This is a genomic window from Streptomyces sp. NPDC024687 (genome assembly GCF_055559055.1).
Genome location: NZ_JBVHLJ010000014.1, coordinates 99,021 through 118,316, shown reverse-complemented (window position 1 = coordinate 118,316; position 19,296 = coordinate 99,021). Strand labels below are relative to the sequence as shown.

The 19,296-nt window shown below is 71.4% G+C and carries 16 protein-coding genes and 1 pseudogene; 15 read left to right on the top strand and 2 right to left on the bottom strand.

All coding sequences use genetic code 11. The features are described 5' to 3' along the window. Positions 1-52: 52 nt before the first annotated feature. Positions 53-721 (bottom strand): hypothetical protein, encoded by a 669-nt coding sequence (locus ACZ39I_RS38155; protein WP_467249819.1) that lies wholly within the window; start codon positions 719-721, stop codon positions 53-55. A gap of 151 nt (positions 722-872) precedes the next feature. Beyond that, the gene (locus ACZ39I_RS38150; protein ID WP_467249818.1) at positions 873-1,877 is read right to left on the bottom strand and encodes a carboxymuconolactone decarboxylase family protein; all 1,005 of its coding nucleotides are present in this window, start codon (positions 1,875-1,877) and stop codon (positions 873-875) included. A gap of 167 nt (positions 1,878-2,044) precedes the next feature. On the opposite strand from ACZ39I_RS38150, the gene ACZ39I_RS38145 reads away from it, so the two are divergent. The 15 genes and pseudogenes from ACZ39I_RS38145 to ACZ39I_RS38075 all read left to right on the top strand — a co-directional run bounded on the left by ACZ39I_RS38145 (position 2,045) and on the right by ACZ39I_RS38075 (position 19,284). Then, the gene (locus tag ACZ39I_RS38145; RefSeq protein ID WP_467249816.1) at positions 2,045-3,163 is read left to right on the top strand and encodes a sensor histidine kinase; all 1,119 of its coding nucleotides are present in this window, start codon (positions 2,045-2,047) and stop codon (positions 3,161-3,163) included. A gap of 177 nt (positions 3,164-3,340) precedes the next feature. Then, positions 3,341-4,003 carry a response regulator gene (locus ACZ39I_RS38140; RefSeq protein ID WP_467249814.1) on the top strand — a complete coding sequence of 221 codons (663 nt, stop codon included), beginning with the start codon at positions 3,341-3,343 and terminating at the stop codon, positions 4,001-4,003. Between the two features lie 43 nt (positions 4,004-4,046). Next, positions 4,047-4,868, top strand: a complete 822-nt coding sequence (locus ACZ39I_RS38135) for a class I SAM-dependent methyltransferase (protein ID WP_467249812.1) — start codon at positions 4,047-4,049, stop codon at positions 4,866-4,868. A gap of 304 nt (positions 4,869-5,172) precedes the next feature. After that, positions 5,173-5,922 (top strand): SDR family oxidoreductase, encoded by a 750-nt coding sequence (locus tag ACZ39I_RS38130; protein WP_467249810.1) that lies wholly within the window; start codon positions 5,173-5,175, stop codon positions 5,920-5,922. A gap of 215 nt (positions 5,923-6,137) precedes the next feature. After that, a complete protein-coding gene (locus ACZ39I_RS38125) occupies positions 6,138-7,025 on the top strand; it encodes a helix-turn-helix transcriptional regulator (RefSeq protein ID WP_467249808.1) in 888 nt (295 codons plus the stop codon). Between the two features lie 89 nt (positions 7,026-7,114). Then, positions 7,115-7,708 (top strand): TetR/AcrR family transcriptional regulator, encoded by a 594-nt coding sequence (locus tag ACZ39I_RS38120; protein ID WP_467249806.1) that lies wholly within the window; start codon positions 7,115-7,117, stop codon positions 7,706-7,708. A 96-nt stretch (positions 7,709-7,804) separates the two neighbouring features. Further along, on the top strand, positions 7,805-8,542 hold the full coding sequence (locus tag ACZ39I_RS38115) for an NADPH-dependent F420 reductase (protein WP_467249805.1): 738 nt from the start codon (positions 7,805-7,807) through the stop codon (positions 8,540-8,542). Positions 8,543-8,783: 241 nt separating this feature from the next. Then, positions 8,784-8,867: pseudogene (locus tag ACZ39I_RS38110) on the top strand (nitroreductase); the annotation flags it as partial. A 100-nt stretch (positions 8,868-8,967) separates the two neighbouring features. Further along, the gene (locus tag ACZ39I_RS38105) at positions 8,968-9,408 is read left to right on the top strand and encodes a nitroreductase family protein (protein WP_467249803.1); all 441 of its coding nucleotides are present in this window, start codon (positions 8,968-8,970) and stop codon (positions 9,406-9,408) included. A gap of 127 nt (positions 9,409-9,535) precedes the next feature. Then, positions 9,536-11,362 (top strand): gamma-glutamyltransferase family protein, encoded by a 1,827-nt coding sequence (locus ACZ39I_RS38100; protein WP_467249801.1) that lies wholly within the window; start codon positions 9,536-9,538, stop codon positions 11,360-11,362. A gap of 154 nt (positions 11,363-11,516) precedes the next feature. After that, positions 11,517-12,362: an inositol monophosphatase family protein gene (locus tag ACZ39I_RS38095; RefSeq protein WP_467249800.1), complete on the top strand. Its 846-nt coding sequence runs from the start codon at positions 11,517-11,519 to the stop codon at positions 12,360-12,362. 114 nt (positions 12,363-12,476) lie between these two features. After that, positions 12,477-13,889 (top strand): phytoene desaturase family protein, encoded by a 1,413-nt coding sequence (locus tag ACZ39I_RS38090; protein ID WP_467249798.1) that lies wholly within the window; start codon positions 12,477-12,479, stop codon positions 13,887-13,889. 27 nt (positions 13,890-13,916) lie between these two features. Beyond that, positions 13,917-14,426: an O-acetyl-ADP-ribose deacetylase gene (locus tag ACZ39I_RS38085; RefSeq protein WP_467249796.1), complete on the top strand. Its 510-nt coding sequence runs from the start codon at positions 13,917-13,919 to the stop codon at positions 14,424-14,426. A 189-nt stretch (positions 14,427-14,615) separates the two neighbouring features. Continuing rightward, positions 14,616-15,185 carry a hypothetical protein gene (locus ACZ39I_RS38080; protein WP_467249794.1) on the top strand — a complete coding sequence of 190 codons (570 nt, stop codon included), beginning with the start codon at positions 14,616-14,618 and terminating at the stop codon, positions 15,183-15,185. Positions 15,186-15,426: 241 nt separating this feature from the next. After that, complete coding sequence (locus ACZ39I_RS38075; protein ID WP_467249793.1) at positions 15,427-19,284, top strand: glycoside hydrolase family 2 TIM barrel-domain containing protein; 3,858 nt, start codon at positions 15,427-15,429, stop codon at positions 19,282-19,284. The last annotated feature ends 12 nt before the right edge of the window (positions 19,285-19,296 follow it).

The window sequence follows — 19,296 nt, the reverse complement described above, 5'->3', positions numbered from 1 at the left end:
TGCGCGTCACGCGCGCGTGGAGGGCGGTCGGATCGGCCCCGGGTCCACCGACTCAGGTCTTCCGACCGCTCTCCAGCGCCGCCACCGCTTCCTTGGCGGCCTTGATGGCGCCCTTGTTGATCTCGTCCGTGCTGGGCGCCTTCTTCGACTCGAAGTCGCTGCCGTTGTACGTCACGGTCACCAGCGCGTTGGACACCTGGATCATGACCACGCCCTCGCGGGTCTGCTGCTTGTCCTGGGTCGTGAGGTTCACCACCGAGTACCCCGCGTCGCCGACCCCGGGCACGCTCCCGCCGCCGCTCTTCTCGGAGATGTTCTCCTTGTACGACTTGGCGGCCGCCACATCGGACTCCGTGATCTCGAAGGACACGTCGAGCCAGCGGTAGTCGTACCCCTTGAGCGCGTTCCAGGAGCAGGTGCGGCGCAGCGCGGTGTCCGTGGAGGGGATCTCCTTGCCGGCCGTCTTGGCGCCCGGCACGAGCGACTTGATGGTGGCCGTGCTGATGCTGCCGCAGGGCGCGGGCGCGGCGGCGTACCGCTTCGTGGGTGCCGCCGTGGACGCGCCCGAGGGGGACTCGCCGGCGGACCGCGGCGCCGACTCCTTCTCGGCGGCCGGCGTGGTGGTGGCCGGGCCCGACGTCAGCGCCCAGCCCGCCGCGGCGAGCACGACTACGGGCGAGATGCGCGCGGTGAGCGCGAGCGGCAGGGAAAGATTTCGCACGGCGCACTTTTCGTGGGGGACGGACGGTGCGGAGGGGTCCGCACTGCGGACGGGACGCCAGTTTCACATGTCTGCCTGTGGGGCGGAAGTCTGAACTCGCTCCGTACCTGTGCCGTCACCGCACCCTGCCATCGATGCGTCATGTGTCCGTTTATGTCCGGGTGATGGGCCGGTGGAGGGCCGATTCGACACGGTCCACGGCCAGGAACGCCCCGTAGGCCACGAGGTGCACCAGACGCTCGTCGGTGTGCTCCGGCCGCCGCCAGGCCGCCACGTCCTCGTCGGTGATCCGGTACGGCGCGAGCGCGGCCAGCAGCACCAGACGCGCACCGGGGCGCTCCCGCCGGTCCGGGAAGCCGCTGAGATCGAGCGGCGGGTGCGACCCGTCCCAGTCCAGCAGTGTCTCCTCCACGAGGTCCTGGTCGTCGACGCCGAGGAGGCCGGCGCCCGCCATGGCCGCCCGCAGCAGCGCCGCGTACGCGAGTCCGACAGGCGTACCGTCCGCCCACGCGGGGGCTTCGCCGGGGTCGGGCAGGTCGAGCAGCGGGAGCGACGCGCCGGGCCGGGCGGACCGGCGTACGGTCCGGGCGAGGGTACGGCCCCCGAGAGAGCGGACGGCCCGGAAGCGCTGGGCGTTGCCCGGCAGCAGGTTCTCGGTGAGCAGGGCGGACACGATCCGGTTGATGAAGTGGAAGGCGAACGCGGTGCCGAGGTAGCCCGGAGCGTGCTCGCGCGGGAACGGGTACGGCGCTGCGTCGAGGCCGCCCGGCACGCGCGTGTGCCTGCCCCACTCCAGCACGCGTGCGTGCTCCTCGTTCTTGGGCCGCTCCCCTCGGGCGACGCGTTCGGCGAGTGCGTGGTCGCCGGTGGCGTGCAGCAGCATGGTGTGCGCGTCCACGCAGAACGGACAGCGGTTGGCCAGCGACACCCCGAGCGCCGCCAGCTCCTTGCCGGTGCGGTTGCCGGGGCCCGCGATCAGAGACTCGCGCATCAGCGCCCACGTGGGGGCGAGGAGCTCCGGTGCGGAGGACAGGACCACGAAGGTGGCGGGTTCGTCGATGCCGAAGTCGCGGGACACCTGCTCGTAGACCTCGGCGACACGGCCGGTGGCGGCCTTGGGCGGCAGGGGCTCGGTGTAGCGGAAGGGTGTGGACATGCACAGCAGCGTGCGCTCCGGTACGGGTCCCGGTCGTCGTACGGCTGAAGGGAGTTGGCGCTGCGCCGACGAGTGCGGGGCGGGTCCGGGGCTACTACGGGGGGAGTAGACAAGGAGTTGTCCACAGGGCTGACGCCGGTGTCGGTGCGGCGGTCTAGCGTGTGGGCATGAGCGGGCACCCGGTCGATTCGGCCACCTCCCAGCGGCTCGCCGACCTGGCCCTCGCGGTCGTGGTCGGCGCCCTCGTCGTGACCGTGGCGGCTTTCGACACGGACACGACCGCCCTCGACCACGGGCTCCTCGTGGTGAGTGCGGTCGCCCTCGCGTTCTATCGCGCGGTCCCGCTCGTGGTGCTCGCCGTGGCCACGGTGACCGGGGCCGCGTACGTCCTGCACGCACACCCCGGACCGCTTGGCGCGCTGTCCGTCTTCGCCGCCGTGCATCTGGCGTCCCAGCTGGGGCACCGGGGCTGGGCGGCCGGGGCGAGCGGGATCTTCCTGGGGGCGTACGCGGCGACCGGCTCGACGGCCCAGGAGGCGATCGAGAAGACCGCGCTGCTCGCGGGCTGGTTCGTGTGCGCGGTGGTGACGGGTCTCGCCGGCCGCAACTGGCAGGCGTATCTGCGCCAGACCGAACAACGTGCCCTGGAGGCGGAGCGCACCCGGGAGGAGGCGGCCTTGCGCCGCGCCGGGGAGGAACGGCTGCGGATAGCCCGGGAGTTGCACGACTCCCTCACCCACAGCATCTCCATCGTCAAGCTCCAGGCCGGCGTGGCCGTCCACTTGGCGCGCAAGCGCGGCGAGGAGGTTCCTCCCGCTCTGCTCGCCATCCAGGAGGCCGGCGGCGAGGCCATGCGCGAGCTGCGCGCCACGCTGGAGGTCCTGCGCACCGACGAGCCGACCGGCACCCCGGCGCTGCTCGTGGAACGGGCGCGGGCGGCGGGCCTGGCCGTCGAACTGAGCGTGACGGGCGAGGAGTGCGCCCTGCCCGCTCCCCTGGACCGGGCCGTGTACCGGATCGTCCAGGAGTCCCTGACGAACGCGGCCCGGCATGCGGGCCCGGCGAAGGTACGGGTCGAACTGGCCTACGGCAAGGACGACGTGGCGATACGCGTGGACGACGACGGGGCCGCCCGTCCGGACTGCCCACCGCAGCCCGGCCACGGCCTGACCGGCATGCGCGAACGCGTCACGGCACTGGGCGGGACGCTGCACACCGGGCCGCGGGAGGAGGGCGGGTTCTCGGTACGGGCGGAACTGCCGTTGGGGGTGGGGGAGTCGGTGTGAGCGGAGGGTGGCTTCTCGGGGTGCGGAACTGGTCCCCGGTATGCGCGGGGTCTTGTGCGCGGGCGTGGGCGGGGTTCTCGGTGGGTGGGCTCTCGGGGGTGGGCCCTGTGCGGGTCCTTCGGGAGTCGGCGTGATCGGGGCGAAGGGCGGCATGGTGGGGCGCGTGGAGGTGTGGGCGTGATCAGGGTGGCGCTCATCGACGACCAGGCATTGATGCGGGCCGGGTTCCGGGCCCTGCTCGACGCCGAGGACGGGATCGAGGTGGTCGGGGAGGCGGCGGACGGGGAGCGGGGCGTGGAGCTGGTGCGCGCGCAGGTGCCCGACATCGCGCTGATCGACGTACAGATGCCGGTGATGACGGGCATCGAGGCGACCCGGCGGATCGCCGCGGACCCGGAGCTGGCCGGGGTCCGCGTGGTGATCCTCACCAACTACGGCGTCGACGAGTACGTCTTCGAGGCGCTGCGGGCGGGCGCGAGCGGCTTCCTGCTGAAGGACACCGAACCGGCCGACCTGCTCCAGGCCATCGAAGTGGTGGCACGGGGCGAGGCCCTGCTGTCCCCCGCGGTCACCCGCACCCTGATCGGCGAGTTCGTCTCCCGCCCACCCGACCGGTCCACCGCGCCCGGCCTGGAATGCCTCACCCGCCGCGAACGCGAGGTGACCGCCCTGGCAGCCCGCGGCCTGACCAACGAGGAGATCGCCGAGCACATGGTGATCAGCCCCCTCACGGCCAAGACGCACATCAGCCGGGCGATGACGAAGCTGGGCGCCCGGGACCGCGCCCAACTGGTCGTGTTCGCCTACGAGTCGGGACTGGTGACGGCACGCGGTTCCTGAAATTCCGTTGTCGGCTCGGGCCATGGATCAGCACCATGAGGCGATGACCGAGACACCGCCGCAGATGCGCCAGGAGATCCTCGCCTACTACGCCCGGGGCAAGGAGGACGCCCGGCTCAGAGAGGGCGGAACACCCATCGGGCGGCTGGAGTTCTGGCGCACCCAGGACGTACTGCGCAGACTGCTGCCGGCCGCACCCGCTCGCGTACTGGACGTCGGCGGCGGGAGCGGAGTGCACGCGGAATGGCTCGCGCGGGACGGATACACGGTCCAACTCGTCGACCCCGTACCGCTCCACGTCGAACAGGCCTCGCGGCTGCCGGGGGTTTCCGCCCGACTCGGGGACGCGCGCGAGCTGGCCGCGTCCGACTCCTCGTACGATGTGGTGCTCCTGCTCGGCCCGCTGTACCACCTGCCCGAACAGGCAGACCGGGTAAGGGCGTTGGCCGAGGCCGTCCGGGTGGTCCGGCCGGGCGGGCTCGTGGTCGCGGCCACCATCAACCGGTACGCACAACTGCACGACCTGCTGCGCGAGGAGTGCTACTTCACCCCGGCACACCGCGAACGCACCGACGCCGTCCTCGTGGACGGCCGGCATCCCCACCACGACGAGGGCTTTTTCACCGTCGCCCACTTCGCCGCGCCGGACGAGGTGACCGAGGAGTTCACCGACGCGCGACTGGCCGTGGAGGGCCAGTACGGCGTCGAGGGCGTCGCCTGGCTGATGGCCGGCCTCGAGGACTGGCTGGACGACCCGGACCGGCGCGAGGCCGTGCTGGCCGCGTGCCGGCACATCGAGTCGGAGCCGACACTGCTGGGGGCGAGCGGGCATCTGCTCACGGCGGGCAGACGGCCGCCGGTGTGACAGGGCGGACGGCCACCGCCTGCGCGGAGTCGTGGAGCCGGCGCCGGCGCACGGTGAGGGTGAGCATCCGCTCGATGTCCTACAGCTGCACATCGACTCCTCCTCCCTGGGCCCCGACTCGGTCTCCAGGCAGGTCGCCGAGTCCTTCCGCGACGAGTGGCAGGGCACCGTCGTACAGCCGCTTCACGAGGCAGAGACGGCCGATCCATGGATAAACCTTCCTCTCCCGCCCCTGTGCGGGCGCCCCTACGTTCGAAGCCGTGGGCGCTCACCGGCCCGCCGTAACGAAGGAGCGAGACCCCCCATGAAGATGACCGGCAACACCATCCTGATCACCGGCGGCACCTCGGGTATCGGCCTCGGCCTGGCCCTGCGCCTGCACGAGGCCGGCAACAAGGTGATCGTCGCCGGCCGGCGCAAGGAGCTCCTCGACGAGATCACGGCCGAGCACCCGGGCATCGACGCGCTCGTCCTCGACGTCGCCGACCCCGACTCGATCGCCCGGGCCCGCGAGACCGTGGCGGCGAGCCACCCGGGACTGAACGTCCTGGTCAACAACGCCGGCATCATGCTGCGGGAGAACGTCCTCGACCCGGCCGGACTCCAGGTCGCCGAGGATCACGTGACGATCAACCTGCTCGGCACGATCCGGATGACGTACGCGTTCCTGCCGCTGCTGGTGGGCAAGGACGACGCGGTCGTCATGAACGTCACCTCGGCGCTGGCGTACGTACCGTTCCCGATCACGCCGACCTACAGCGCGACCAAGGCAGCGCTGCACTCCTTCTCGGAGAGCCTGCGCATCCAGCTCGCCGGTGCCGACGCCAGCGTCCAGGTGATCGAGGTGGTGCCGCCGGGCGTGCGCACGACTCTGCTCGGCCAGCAGGACGACGAGAACTCCATGCCGTTGGACGACTTCCTCACCGAGACCCTCGAGCTGCTGCGTGAGAAGCCGGACACGAAGGAGCTGGTCGTCGAGCGCGCCCGGTTCCTCCGCGACGCGGTGGCCAACGGTTCCTACGACGACGTCCTCGCCATGCTCAGCGGCATCTGACCGACCTACAAGGCTCACCCTGCAGGCCGTCCCCGCAGGCCGTCCTCCACGCCGATGGCCTGCGGCGCACCGCCGACGGTCGGCGAATCTCCCGGGGGTCATGCAGGTCATGCAGGTCACGCGGCCATCAGGCCGTCTCGCTGCGAGCGCCCGACTGCTCAACCATGGATCGGTGGTCTCTGGATAGCCGGGTGGGATGCGGCGAGGATGGGGCCATGGACAAGAAGGAACTGGCCGACTTCCTGCGCCGTCGGCGTGAGACGTTGCGCCCCGGCGACGTCGGCCTGGTCGAGGGGCCGCGCAGGCGTACCCGGGGCCTGCGCCGTGAGGAGGTCGCCCAGCTCGCCGGCATGTCCACCGACTACTACGCCCGGCTGGAGCAGCAGCGTGCTCCGCAGCCCTCCGTGCAGATCACCGCGGCTCTCGCCCGGGCGCTGCGGCTGACCCTGGACGAGCGCGACCATCTCTTCGCCCTCATCGGCCACAACGCCCCGGCCCGCTTCCGCCGCTCCGAACACGTCAGCCCGACCCTGCTACGGGTCCTGGACAGTCTGGACGACACTCCGGCCCTCGTGCAGACCGACCTGGTCGACACCCTCGCGATGAACCCGCCGGCCGTCGCGCTGCTCGGCGACCTGACCCGCCACACCGGTCTGGCCGGCAGCGGCTTCTACCGCTGGTTCATGGACCCGGCCGAGCGTCTGACGGTTCCCGAGGAGTCCCACGAACGCCACGGCCGGGCCCAGGCAGCGCGCCTGCGGGCCGCGCTGACAAATGGCAGCGACACCCCCCGAGCCGCCCGGATCCTCGCCGAACTCCAGGAACACAGCCCCGAGTTCGTCCGCATGTGGGAACTCCAGGAGGTCGCCCAGCGCTACGAGGACTGCAAGACCGTCCTGCATCCCGAACTCGGCCGCATCGACGTCGACGCCCAGCTCCTCTACACCGAGAACCGCGCCCAGACCCTGGTCGTGCTGACCACCCGCCCCGGCACTGAGAGCCACAGCAAGCTCGAACTGCTCTCCGTCATCGGACACCGGGTGCAGCTCACCTCCTCACGTCCTGGCCGCTGTCCGAGCCCGGCGCTCTGGCCGCCCATTTGACCGGATGCCGCCTCCGTTTTACTCTCGAAGGCATACGGAGGCTGCATCCGTTTTGATGCGCCGCAGAGTGACGGCAGGCAGGAGGGCGCATGAGCGCCGGTGCACAGCGCGAACGCAGGCCCCGCGCGGACGTCCAGCGCAACCGCGCTGCCCTGCTGGAGACCGCGCAGCGTCATTTCCTGCGGCATGGCGTCGGCACCTCCCTGGAGGCGGTGGCCAAGGAGGCCGGTGTCGGTCCCGGCACCCTGTACCGGCACTTCCCCACCCGGGAGGCGCTGCTGGCGGCCGTGCTGCAGACCCGCTCCGAGGAACTCGTGGCCCGCCAGGCGGACATCGAGCAACTCGGCGACCCCGCCGAGGCCTTGGAGCAGTGGCTGCGGGCGATGGAGGAGTACTTCAGCGCCTACAGCGGCCTTCCGGAACCGCTCATGGCCGCGGCCCGGGCGCACGAGCCGGACAGTCCGCTCACGATTCCCTGCGACATCCTCATCACCGCCACCGACCAGTACGTTCGAGCAGCGCAGCACGCCGGACACGTACGCGCCTCGGTACGGGGCTACGACCTGTTCCTCGCGGCCTGCTCCCTCGCCTGGATCAAGGGCAACGGTCCCGACGAGGACTCCCTCGACCGGCTCCGCGCCCTGATCGCGACCGGCTACCGCGAACGGCCCGCCCAGGCGTAACCGCCCCCACCCACGCCCGGCCGACCGGCGTGGCCCACATACCTGTCACCTCGTTCCGCCCTCACGGGCGCAGCGCAACCCTTCGAAGGACAAATCATGAAAATCACTGTTATAGGCACCGGTGCCATCGGCGGGAATCTCGCCGTCAAGCTCAGCGCGGCCGGTCACGACGTCCAGGTCGCCCATGTACGCGGCCCCGAGGCCGTCCCGGCCGAGGTGCTGGGGTCCGGGGTCCGTGCGGTGGACCTGGAGGAGTCGGTCCAGGACCGAGACGTGATCATCCTGGCGATCCCGTTCGGGGTGGCGGGACAGCTGGCGTACCTGTTCGCCTCGCTCCCCGCCGAGACGGTGGTGATCGACACCTCGAACTACTACCCGGGCATGCTCAGCGAGCCCATCGAGGCCGTGGACAACGGCCAGGTCGAGAGCGTGTACACCGCCGAGCAGCTCGGCCGTCCCGTGGTCAAGGCGTGGAACGCCGCGCTGGCCGAGACCCAGCGGGCCAAGGGCGTCCCGGCAGGAACGCCCGGCCGTATCGCGATCCCCGTCGCCGGCGACTCCGAGGAGGCGCGGAAGGTGGCCATGCAGCTCGTGGACGACACCGGCTTCGACCCCTACGACGCCGGTACCCTGGCCGACTCCTGGCGCCAGCAGCCCAACAGCCCTGCCTACTGCACCGAGTTGACCCTCGACGAGCTCCCGGCGGCCCTGGCCGCGGCCGACCGCACCAAGGCCGCCGCCATCCGCGACAGCCTCCCGGAACGCTTCGCCGCCCTCGGTGCCGACCCCACCGTCGACGACGTCGTCGAGATGAACCGCGCCGCCCACCGCTGAGCCACCACCCGGCGAAGGCCACCGCGGACACCGCGCCGCGCCGTGCCACGAGAGCGGCCTCGCCGGCACGTCACGAACACCAACGCGAACACCAACGCGAACACACACCGACGCGAACACGAAGAGCGCGCCGTCCCCCCACGTCGCACAGAGAGGAAGAAGAGCCTTGACCGGCACCGCATCACCCTTCACCGACATCGCACGCGCGCGACGCTCCCCCCGCCGTTTCCTGGCCACCCCCGTGTCCCCGTCGGACATCCGTGGCGTACTGGAGGACGCCCGGACGGCCCCCTCGAACAGCAACACCCAGCCGTGGACCGTGCACGTCGTCTCGGGTGCGCAGCGGTCCGCGCTGAGCGGGGAACTCCTCCGGGCCGAGGAAGAGGGCCGGACCTCCCCGGACTTCACCGCCGACTACGGTGAGGGTGTCTACCTCGAGCCGCGCCCAGGCCCTGGCCGCGAGTCATTACGGAGCCCGGGGCATAGCGCGTTCCGACCGAGAGGGCAGGCGGGCGGCGGTCCGCGAGAACCTGGAGTTCTACGGCGCGCCCCACGTCGCCCTCCTGTTCATGCCGGCCCTCGGTGACGGGGTACGGACAGCCGGGGACATCGGCATGTACGCACAGAACTTCCTGCTCTCGCTGGCGGCCCGGGGGCTGGCCGGCATCCCGCAGACCATACTCGGCGTCTACGCCGACACCGTCCGGGAGTTTTTGGGCGTTCCCGAGGAGCTCAAGCTGCTGTTCGGCATCTCCTTCGGCACGGCCGATCCGGCGGCGCCGGTCAACGCGGTCGGCCGGGAACGCGTCCCGCTCCAGCAGAGCGTGGTCCTGCACGACACCCCTGGTGTCCTCGACAGGGAGTAGGACCTCCGTCCGCACCCACGACGGCTGCTCGTCCCGCGCCCGCGATCGATAACCTGCTGAAGGACCGGGCGGAGGAGAGCTCCGACCCGAACGACCCGAACGACCTGGACAGCGAGTCGGAGCCCACATGTTCACCACCCGCCCCACCCTCCAGGGCACCTTCGGCATGGTGTCCTCCACCCATTGGCTGGCCTCGCAGTCGGCGATGGCGGTGCTGGAGGACGGCGGCAACGCGTACGACGCCGCGGTGGCCGGTGCCTTCGTGCTGCACGTCGTCGAGCCGCACCTCAACGGGCCCGCCGGCGAGGTGCCGATCCTGCTCGCGCCCGCCGGTGGGGAGGTGCGGGTGCTGTGCGGGCAGGGCGTCGCGCCCGCCGGGGCGACCGTGGCCCACTACAAGGGGCTGGGCCTGGATCTCGTCCCCGGCACCGGCCCCCTCGCCGCCGCGGTCCCCGGCGCCTTCGACGCCTGGATGCTGCTGCTCCGCGACCACGGCACCAAGTCCCTCGCCGACGTGCTCAAGTACGCCATCGGGTACGCGGAGGACGGGCACGCGCCCGTGGAGAACGTCGGCGCGACCGTCGAGAGCGTACGGGAGTTGTTCGAGACGGAGTGGACCTCGTCGGCGGAGGTGTATCTGCCAGGTGGGAAGGCCCCGCGGCCCGGCGAGCTGTTCCGCAACCCCGCCCTCGCCGCCACCTGGAAGCGACTGATCGGCGAGGTGGCGGGGGCGGGCGACCGGGTCGCGCAGATCGAGGCCGCGCGCGAGGTGTGGCGCAGCGGATTCATCGCCGAGGCCCTCGTACGGCAGGCGCGGCGCCCCACCATGGACACCAGCGGCTCGCGCCACACCGGCACGCTCACGGCCGCCGATCTCGCCGGGTGGTCCACGACCTACGAGGCGCCGGCGACGTACGACTGGAACGGCTGGACCCTGTGCAAGGCCGGCCCCTGGAGCCAGGGCCCGGTCCTCCTCCAGCAGCTCGCACTGCTGCCGCCCGAGCTGCCCCGGTACGGGTCCGCCGAGTACGTCCATCTGCTGGTCGAGGGCTGCAAGCTCGCCATGGCCGACCGGGAGGCCTGGTACGGGGACGCGGCCGAGGTGCCGCTCGGTGAGCTGCTGTCGGCCCAGTACAACGCGGGGCGGCGTGAACTCGTCGGCGACAAGGCCTCGTACGAGCTGCGGCCGGGCAGTCCCGGCGGGCGCGCCCCGCGGCTCAGCGCACACGCGCGTGTGGTCCTCACCGACGAGCCCGGGTTCAGCCCGATGGGAGTCGGGGAGCCCACGGTCGCGAAGAACCCCACGTCACCCGTGCCGGGTGAGCCCGAGACCGGTGCGGACGGCGGCACTCGGGGCGACACCTGCCACCTCGACGTCGTCGACCGCTGGGGCAACATGGTCGCCGCGACTCCCAGCGGCGGATGGCTCCAGTCCAACCCGGTCGTGCCCGAACTGGGCTTCCCGCTCGGCACGCGGCTCCAGATGACCTGGCTGGAGGAGGGCCTGCCGAACTCCCTCACCCCCGGCCGCCGCCCCCGCACCACCCTCACGCCCTCGATCGCCCTGCGCGCCGGGGTGCCCGTCCTGGCCTTCGGCACACCCGGCGGGGACCAGCAGGACCAGTGGCAGCTCCACTTCTTCCTGGCCCTCGCCCTGCGTTCCCCGGTCCGCGGCGGCCTCGACCTCCAGGGCGCGATCGACGCCCCGAACTGGCACAACGACAGCTTCCCCGGGTCGTTCTATCCGCGCGGGATGCGGCCGGGGAGCGTCACGGTGGAGGCGCGCATGGATCCCGGGGTGGTCGAGGAGCTACGGCGGCGGGGCCACGACGTGACGGTGGGGGAGCCGTGGTCGGAGGGACGGCTGTGCGCGGTGGCGCGGGATCCGGAGACGGGAGTGCTGTCGGCGGCGGCCAATCCCCGGGGGATGCAGGGGTACGCGGTGGGCCGGTGACGGTGACGGTGACGGCGGCGGCAAGGCGTACGACGCCACGCCCCGTGTCACGAGTTGAGCGTCCGTCGCCTCCGGACCTCGATGTTCACGGCGATTCCACTCGCCCTTCAACAGGCGGGTGGGGATTGTCGGTCCCGCGTGCTCTCATGGAGTCATGATCGAAGACACGGAAACCATCGACGAGTTTCTCGACCGGCACGCGGGTGACGTGGAAGAGGCGGTGCGCAAGGCCGCCGCCGCCGAGGTCATGCCGCGCTTCCGGCGGCTCGCCGCGCACGAGGTCGACCAGAAGGCCGGCCCGCACGACCTGGTCACGGACGCCGACCGGCTGGCCGAGCAGTACCTCACCGGGGTGCTCGGCGCCCTCCTGCCCGGCTCCGTCGTGGTCGGCGAGGAGGCGGTCCACGCCAACCCGGCGTCGTACGGGGCGCTCCAGGGCGACACACCGGTGTGGATAGTCGACCCCGTCGACGGCACCCGACAGTTCGTGCACGGCGACCCCGGCTTCTGCATGCTGGTCGCGCTCGCGAGGGGCGGCGTGCTGCTCGCCTCCTGGACCTACGCACCGGCCCGGGACCAACTGGCCACGGCGATACGCGGCCGGGGCGCGTTCCTCGACGGCGAGCGGCTGCACGCGGGCGCCCCCGACCCGGGCCGCGACCTCCAAGTGGCCACCTCCCACCCGGACTACACCACGCCCGAGCAGAAGCGCGGCCTGCAGGGACTGTGGACGGACGGCGTCGCACCGCGCCGGTGCGGCTCGGCCGGCCTGGAGTACCTCGCCGTCGCCCGGGGTGAGTCGGACGCCGTGGCGTTCTCCTGGGAGGCGGCCTGGGACCATGCGGCGGGCCTGCTGCTGGTCGAGGAGGCGGGCGGCGTCCATCTGACCCTCACCGGCGAACCGTTCCGCATCAGGGGCGGCAACACCCTCCCCTTCACCGCGGCCCGCGACGCGGCGACGGCCCGCAAGGTGAGGGGTCTGCTGACGGGTGAGGCCTGACGCGACGCCGGGCCGGAGCGGTGCGACTCACCCCCGCGCCCCGGGACTGTCGGTCCCCCGGCATATCCTGATCCTCTGGCCATCGGCTGACGAAGGGGTCCGAAGGTGCCGTCGATGCTCGATGCGGTCGTAGTGGGTGCGGGGCCGAACGGACTGACGGCTGCCGTGGAGCTGGCCCGGCGCGGCTTCTCCGTGGCCGTCTTCGAGGCGTGCGGCACCGTCGGCGGTGGAGCCCGCACCGAGGAGCTCACCCTCCCCGGCTTCCTGCACGACCCGTGCTCCGCGGCCCACCCCCTCGGCATCAACTCCCCGGCCTTCCGCGCCCTGCCCCTGGAGCGCTACGGGCTGGAGTGGCTGCACGCCGACCTGCCCATGGCGCACCCCTTCACCGACGGCACCGCCGCCGTGCTGTCGAGGTCGGTCGCCGAGACGGCCGCCTCGTTCGGGCCGCGCGACGCGGGGACGTACCGCAGGCTCGTCGAGCCGTTCCTGCCCAAGTGGGACACCCTGACCCGCGACTTCATGTCCCTGCCCGCGACCGCGCTGCCCCGCGACCCGTTCACCCTGGCCCGCTTCGGTCTCGTCGGCCTGCCCCCGTCGACCTGGCTGATGCGCCGCTTCCGCGACGAACGCGCCAAGACCCTGTTCGCCGGGCTCGTCGCGCACGTCATGGCCCCGCTCGGCGGCTTCGCCACCGGAGCCATCGGTCTGGTCTTCGCCCTCGCGGCACACGCCCGCGGCTGGCCGGTGGCCCGCGGTGGCTCCCAGTCCATCTCCGACGCGCTCGCCGGGTACCTGAAGGATCTCGGCGGGAGCGTCCACACCGACTACGAGGTCAAGCGGCTCGACGACCTGCCGCCCGCCCGCGCCTACGTCTTCGACACCTCGCCCACCGCCCTGGCCCGCATCGCCGGCTTCGGCAACTACTACGAGGGCTACCGCTACGGCCCGGGTGTCTTCAAGGTCGACTACGCCCTCGACGGCCCCGTGCCGTGGACCGCGAAGGAGGCGCGCGCCGCGGGCACCGTGCAGATCGGCGCCGACAGCGCGGAGATCGGTACCGCGCTGCGCGCCGCGGCCCGGGAGGGCCGCGCACCCGACAGGCCGTTCATGATCACCGTGCAGCCCAGCGTCGTCGACCCGAGTCGGGCCCCGGCCGGGAAGCACGTGTTCTGGGCCTACGGCCATGTGCCCAGCGGCTGGACCGGCGACCTCACCGACGCCATGGAGCGCCAACTGGAGCGCTTCGCCCCGGGCTTCCGCGACCGCGTCCTCGCCCGTGCCATCGCGGGCCCACCCGAACTGGCCACGCGCAACGCCAACTACGTCGGCGGCGACATCGGCTCCGGCGCGGTCACCGGACTCCAGACCATGCTGCGTCCCAAGCTCTCCCTGTCCCCGTACGGCACCCCGCACCCGGCCGTCTTCATCTGCTCGTCGGCGACCCCGCCGGGCCCGGGCGTGCACGGCATGTCGGGACACAACGCCGCGAAGGCGGTATGGCGCAAGCTGCGCCTGCAGTCCTGAGCGGTGCGGGCTGGGAGAGTGGTGGTCATGACCACCATCAGGCTCGTCCAGGGCGACATCACCCGGGAGAGCGCCGACGCCATCGTCAATGCCGCGAACTCCTCCCTCCTCGGTGGGGGAGGAGTCGACGGCGCCATCCACCGCCGCGGCGGCCCCGCGATCCTGGCGGACTGCCGGAAGCTGCGCGCCTCGCATTACGGCAAGGGCCTGGCGACCGGGAAGGCGGTGGCCACCACCGCTGGCGACCTGGACGCGCGCTGGGTGATCCACACCGTCGGCCCCCGCTACAGCCGCGAGGAGGACCGCTCGCAGTTGCTGGCCTCCTGCTACCGCGAGTCCCTGCGCGTTGCCGACGAACTGGGTGCCCGGACCGTCGCCTTCCCGGCCGTCTCCGCCGGCATCTACGGCTGGCCGATCGACGACGCCGCCCGGATCGCGGTGGAGACCGTCCGGGAGACCGAGACCGCGGTCGAGGAGGTCAGGTTCGTGCTGTTCGACGAGAAGGCGTACCGGGCGTTCGCGGAGCGGATCGCCTGACAGCGGAGGGCCCGTACCCTGACGGCCGAACGTCCCCGGGCGCCGAAAACGGGGGAGCGCGCGGGGAACGTGCCTGTTCAGAGGCCTTCTTGAGAAGGTGACCGGCCGGTCGCACGCCCCGCGGCCGGTTGCGGGACACCCGGCCGGTTCGCACGGTGGGCCCTACGAAGCACTTCGAAAGGACCCCGCATGCGCCCCCTCGTCTCCCGCGGCCTTCTCCTGCCGTCTCTGGTCTGTGCCGCGCTGATCCTCGGCCCGGTCGGCACCGCGGCCGCCGTCGTCGACGCGGGCCGCGGCGCGTCGGACCACGGTATGGCCCAGACGGCGACCGCGTACGGCACCGTCGACGCGGACACCCTGACGGACCGCCTGGAGGCACTGGACCGTGCCGAACACGTCCGTGTCCTCCAGCCTCTCCAGCCCCTCCTGGACGCCGTCACCGACCTCACCGCCCTCGACGGCACCCGCCTCGACGCGAGCGAGGCGGCCGCCCACGCGAAGACCGTGAAGGCGGCGAACACCGAGGTCCAGGAAGAGCTGCGCAAGCCGAGCGGTACGGACCGGTCCGTCGCGGCGGCCGACCCCGTCGACGATCTCCTGGCCTCGATCCAGTCCACGATCGACGCCCTGCTCGAGTCGCTGACCTCGCTGGACATCGGCGGTGTGCTGGGCGCGGTCACCGGCCTCCTGGACAGCGTGGTCGGAGCCGTCACCGGACTCCTCGGCGGCGGCCTGCCCACCTTGCCGGCCGCCGGCTGACCCGACGGCACCTCGGCACCCGGCCGCCTCGGCACCCCCGCGTGAGCGCACGCGGGGGTGCCGCATGTCTGCCTGTCCGCTTGCCCTCAGGACCCCACAAAGTCCGACAGAGTCATTGCCTCACACGTCTTCGGGATCTAGGTTGAGTCGCATCCTGTGCCTCAAAGTCACCAATAGTGCACAGGAATTGACGCTCCCTCAGTACGTACACCGCACTGTCGTCCCGAGGAAGGTTCCACCGATGCCCCACCCGTATCTGCCTGCCCCCATCAGCCGCAGGCGTCTGCTGGAGTCGGGGGCCGCCGTGCTCGGTGCCCTCGCCCTCTCCTCCGGGCCCCTGGCCGGCCGCGGCCACGCGGCGGAGGGCGCCCCGGAGTGGAACGGCGCCATCGACCTCTTCCGGGTGGGCACCCAGCCCCCGCACACCACCCTCATGCCGTACGCCGACGTCGGCCAGGCGCTCGCCGCCGACCGCACCCGCTCGCCGTACCGGCTGAGCCTCGACGGCACATGGAAGTTCGCCTACGCCGACCGCCCCGACGACCGTGACACCGACTTCCACCGCACCGACGTGGACGACAAGGACTGGGACACGATTCCCGTGCCCTCGGTTTGGCAGGTGCATGGCTATGACTTCCCGATCTACATCAACATCACCTACCCCTGGTGGGGTCCCAACGGTCTCGGCGAGGAGGCGCAGCCGCCCGCCGCCCCGACCCGCTACAACCCCGTCGGCCAGTACCGGCGCACCTTCACCGTGCCGAAGGACTGGTCGGGGCGGCGGACCTTCCTGCACTTCGAGGGCGTCAAGTCCGCGCACTACGTGTGGATCAACGGCGAACTCGTCGGCTACCACGAGGACTCCTACACGCCCGCCGAGTACGACATCACCCCGCACCTGAAGCCGGGCACCAACCAGATCGCGGTCGAGGTCTACCGCTACTCGGACGGCGACTGGCTGGAGGACCAGGACATGATCAGGCTGAGCGGCATCTTCCGCTCGGTCTACCTCTACTCCACCCCGGCCGTCCACCTGCGCGACTTCAAGCTGGACACCCCGCTCGGCGACGACTACACCTCCGCCGACCTCTCGGTCACCGCGAGCGTGCGCGACTACGGCGGCGCCAACCAGGGCCGCTACACGGTCGAGACCCAGCTCTACGACTCGGGCGGCCACGCGGTCTGGTCCCGCCCGCTCCAGCAGGCGGTCGCCCTCGACGCCGGCGGCGAGGCGACCGTACAGGCGGCGAAGGCCGTGCCCGCGCCGAAGCTGTGGTCGGCCGAGCATCCGAACCTCTACACCGCCGTCCTGCGGTTGCGCGACCCCGCGGGCAAGGTGATCGAGACGCTCTCGCACCGCGTCGGCCTGCGTGAATTCGCCCTGAAGGACGGGCTGATGCGCATCAACGGCAAACCCGTCTCCTTCCGCGGCACGAACCGCCACGAGATGCACCCCGACCGCGGCACCGCGCTCACCCGCGCGGACCTCGTGAAGGACATCACGATCATCAAGCGGCTGAACATCAACTCGGTCCGCACCTCGCACTACCCCAACAACCCGCTGTGGCTCGAACTCGCCGACGAGTACGGCCTCTACCTCGTCGGCGAGACCAACCTGGAGACCCACGGCATCCGCGACCAGTACCCCGGCAACCACCCCGACTGGAGCGCGGCCTGTGTGGCGCGCGCCCAGAACATGGTCCACCGCGACAAGAACCATGCCTCGGTGGTGATCTGGTCCCTCGGCAACGAGGCGGGCGGCGGCAGCACCTTCGTGAGCATGCGCGACTGGATCAAGTCGTACGACACCACCCGCGTCGTCCAGTACGAGGGCGACGACCGGCCCACCATCAGCGACATCCGCTCGGAGATGTACGACAGCCCCACGCGCGTGGAACAGCATGCGAAGAACACCGCCGACACCCGGCCGTACGTGATGATCGAGTACTGCCACGCGATGGGGAACTCCAACGGCAACTTCAAGAAGTACTGGGACATCGTCCGCCGCTACCCCGTCCTCCAGGGCGGCTGGATCTGGGACTTCGTCGACCAGTCCCTGACCGAGCCCGTCCCGGTACGCCAGTTGCTGACCGAGAGCGGACCGGGCGCCCTGAAGGGCGAAGTCCTGCCCGCGAGCGCCAGGTTCGACCGGGACAAGGGCGTCTCGGGAGGTACGGTCTTCGCCCGCGACGCCCGCCTCGACCTCACCGGCTCGCTGACCCTGGAGGCCTGGTTCACCCCGAAGGTGACGGGTGGTCACCAGCCGGTCATCGCCAAGGGCGACACCCAGTACGCCCTCAAACAGTCCGGCAAGTCGCTGGAGTTCTTCATCTACGGCGGCGGTCAGTGGATCACCGCCACCTGGGCGCTCCCGGACGACTGGACGGGCCGGGAACACCACGTCGCCGGTGTCTTCGACGCGACCGCGGGCACGTTGACCCTCCATGTGGACGGCCAGGTCAGGGCGACCCGGACCACCACACAGCGGCCCAGCAGCAACACCACGCCACTCGCCCTGGCCGTCGATGTCGACAACCCCACGAGGGAGTTCAGCGGCACCATCCGGAAGGCGCACGTGTACGCCCGCGCCCTCACCGCCGCCGAACTGGCCTCCGACAGCAGGGGTCCCGGCGACGAAAGCGTGCGGTTCTGGTTCGACGCGGCGACCGTGGGACTCACCGAGAAGCGGCCCGCCCAGAAGACCTTCTTCGCGTTCGGCGGCGACTGGGGCGACAACCCCAACGACGGCGCCTTCGTCGCGGACGGCATCGTCACCGCCGACCGCGGCCACACCGGAAAGGCCGCCGAGGTCAAGCAGATCTACCAGGCGGTCAACGCGTCCTGGGCCCCGGACGGGTCGGTGACCCTGGTCAACGAGTACCTCTTCACCAACCTCCGTGAATTCGACGGTACGTGGACCCTCTCCGCGGACGGCAAGGTGGTGCAGCGCGGGAAGCTGACACGGGACCAGCTGAACCTGGCACCGCTGTCGAGCAAGAACATCACCGTCCCGTACAAACTCCCGAGCGCGCCCGCGCCCGGCAGGGAGTACTTCCTCCAACTCTCTTTCACCATCAGGGAGTCCACCCCCTGGGCGAGGGCCGGCTTCGAGGTGGCCAAGCAGCAGCTCGCCGTCGACGCGGGCAGTCCGGCGGTGACGCCGGTGCCGCTCGCGAAGGTACCGGCCCTGAGGTACGAGGACGCTTCCGGTCAAGTCACCGTCAGGGGGAAGGAGTTCTCCGTCACGGTCGACAAGGGCAGTGGGACCATCACGTCGTACAAGGCCCACGGCACCCGCCTGATCACTTCCGGACCCGTGCCCAACTTCTGGCGGGCTCCCACCGACAACGACCACGGCAACGGGCAGCACACCCGCAACCAGACCTGGCGCGACGCGGGTGCGAACCGCAAGGTGACCGATGTGAGCGTGCGGGCGCTGCGGGACCGGGCCGTGGAGATCAAGGTGACCGGCACGCTGCCGACGACGACCGAGTCGGCGTACACCACGACCTACACGGTCTTCGGCAACGGCGAGATCAAGGTCGACAACACCCTGCACCCGGGGGCGAGTTCACTGCCGTACATCCCCGAGGTCGGCACGATCCTGTTCCTGCCGCGCCGCCTGGACCGGCTGCACTACTACGGCCGCGGCCCCGAGGAGAACCACTGGGACCGCAACGATGGTACGGACGTGGGCCTTTACTCCGGGACCGTCGCCGAGCAGTGGACCTCCTACATACGCCCGCAGGAGAACGGCAACAAGACGGATGTCCGCTGGGCGGCCCTGACCGACCGTGACGGCGTGGGACTGCTGGTCTCCGGTGAGCCCCTGCTGGAGGTCAACGCCTCGCACTTCACACCCGAGGACCTGTCCAACGGCGTGCGCCACGACTACCAGCTCACCCCGCGCGACGCGGTCGTCCTGCGGGTGAACCACCGGCAGATGGGCGTCGGCGGCGACAACAGCTGGGGCGCGCACACCCACGACGAGTACAAGCTGTTCGCCAACCGGGACTACGCGTACACGTATCGGCTGCGGCCGCTGACGGACGTGGGCCGGGCGACGGCGGCCTCACGACGGCCGACGGGCACGGCCTGAGTAGTGCGCCGG

Excerpts from the sequence above, each read along its gene's own strand:
- ACZ39I_RS38150 (WP_467249818.1), bottom strand. The coding sequence starts at position 1,877 with ATGTCCACACCCTTCCGCTACACCGAGCCCCTGCCGCCCAAGGCCGCC.
- ACZ39I_RS38145 (WP_467249816.1), top strand. The coding sequence starts at position 2,045 with ATGAGCGGGCACCCGGTCGATTCGGCCACCTCCCAGCGGCTCGCCGAC.
- ACZ39I_RS38135 (WP_467249812.1), top strand. The coding sequence starts at position 4,047 with ATGACCGAGACACCGCCGCAGATGCGCCAGGAGATCCTCGCCTACTAC.
- ACZ39I_RS38130 (WP_467249810.1), top strand. The coding sequence starts at position 5,173 with ATGAAGATGACCGGCAACACCATCCTGATCACCGGCGGCACCTCGGGT.
- ACZ39I_RS38125 (WP_467249808.1), top strand. The coding sequence starts at position 6,138 with ATGGACAAGAAGGAACTGGCCGACTTCCTGCGCCGTCGGCGTGAGACG.
- ACZ39I_RS38120 (WP_467249806.1), top strand. The coding sequence starts at position 7,115 with ATGAGCGCCGGTGCACAGCGCGAACGCAGGCCCCGCGCGGACGTCCAG.
- ACZ39I_RS38115 (WP_467249805.1), top strand. The coding sequence starts at position 7,805 with ATGAAAATCACTGTTATAGGCACCGGTGCCATCGGCGGGAATCTCGCC.
- ACZ39I_RS38100 (WP_467249801.1), top strand. The coding sequence starts at position 9,536 with ATGTTCACCACCCGCCCCACCCTCCAGGGCACCTTCGGCATGGTGTCC.
- ACZ39I_RS38095 (WP_467249800.1), top strand. The coding sequence starts at position 11,517 with ATGATCGAAGACACGGAAACCATCGACGAGTTTCTCGACCGGCACGCG.
- ACZ39I_RS38090 (WP_467249798.1), top strand. The coding sequence starts at position 12,477 with ATGCTCGATGCGGTCGTAGTGGGTGCGGGGCCGAACGGACTGACGGCT.
- ACZ39I_RS38085 (WP_467249796.1), top strand. The coding sequence starts at position 13,917 with ATGACCACCATCAGGCTCGTCCAGGGCGACATCACCCGGGAGAGCGCC.
- ACZ39I_RS38080 (WP_467249794.1), top strand. The coding sequence starts at position 14,616 with ATGCGCCCCCTCGTCTCCCGCGGCCTTCTCCTGCCGTCTCTGGTCTGT.
- ACZ39I_RS38075 (WP_467249793.1), top strand. The coding sequence starts at position 15,427 with ATGCCCCACCCGTATCTGCCTGCCCCCATCAGCCGCAGGCGTCTGCTG.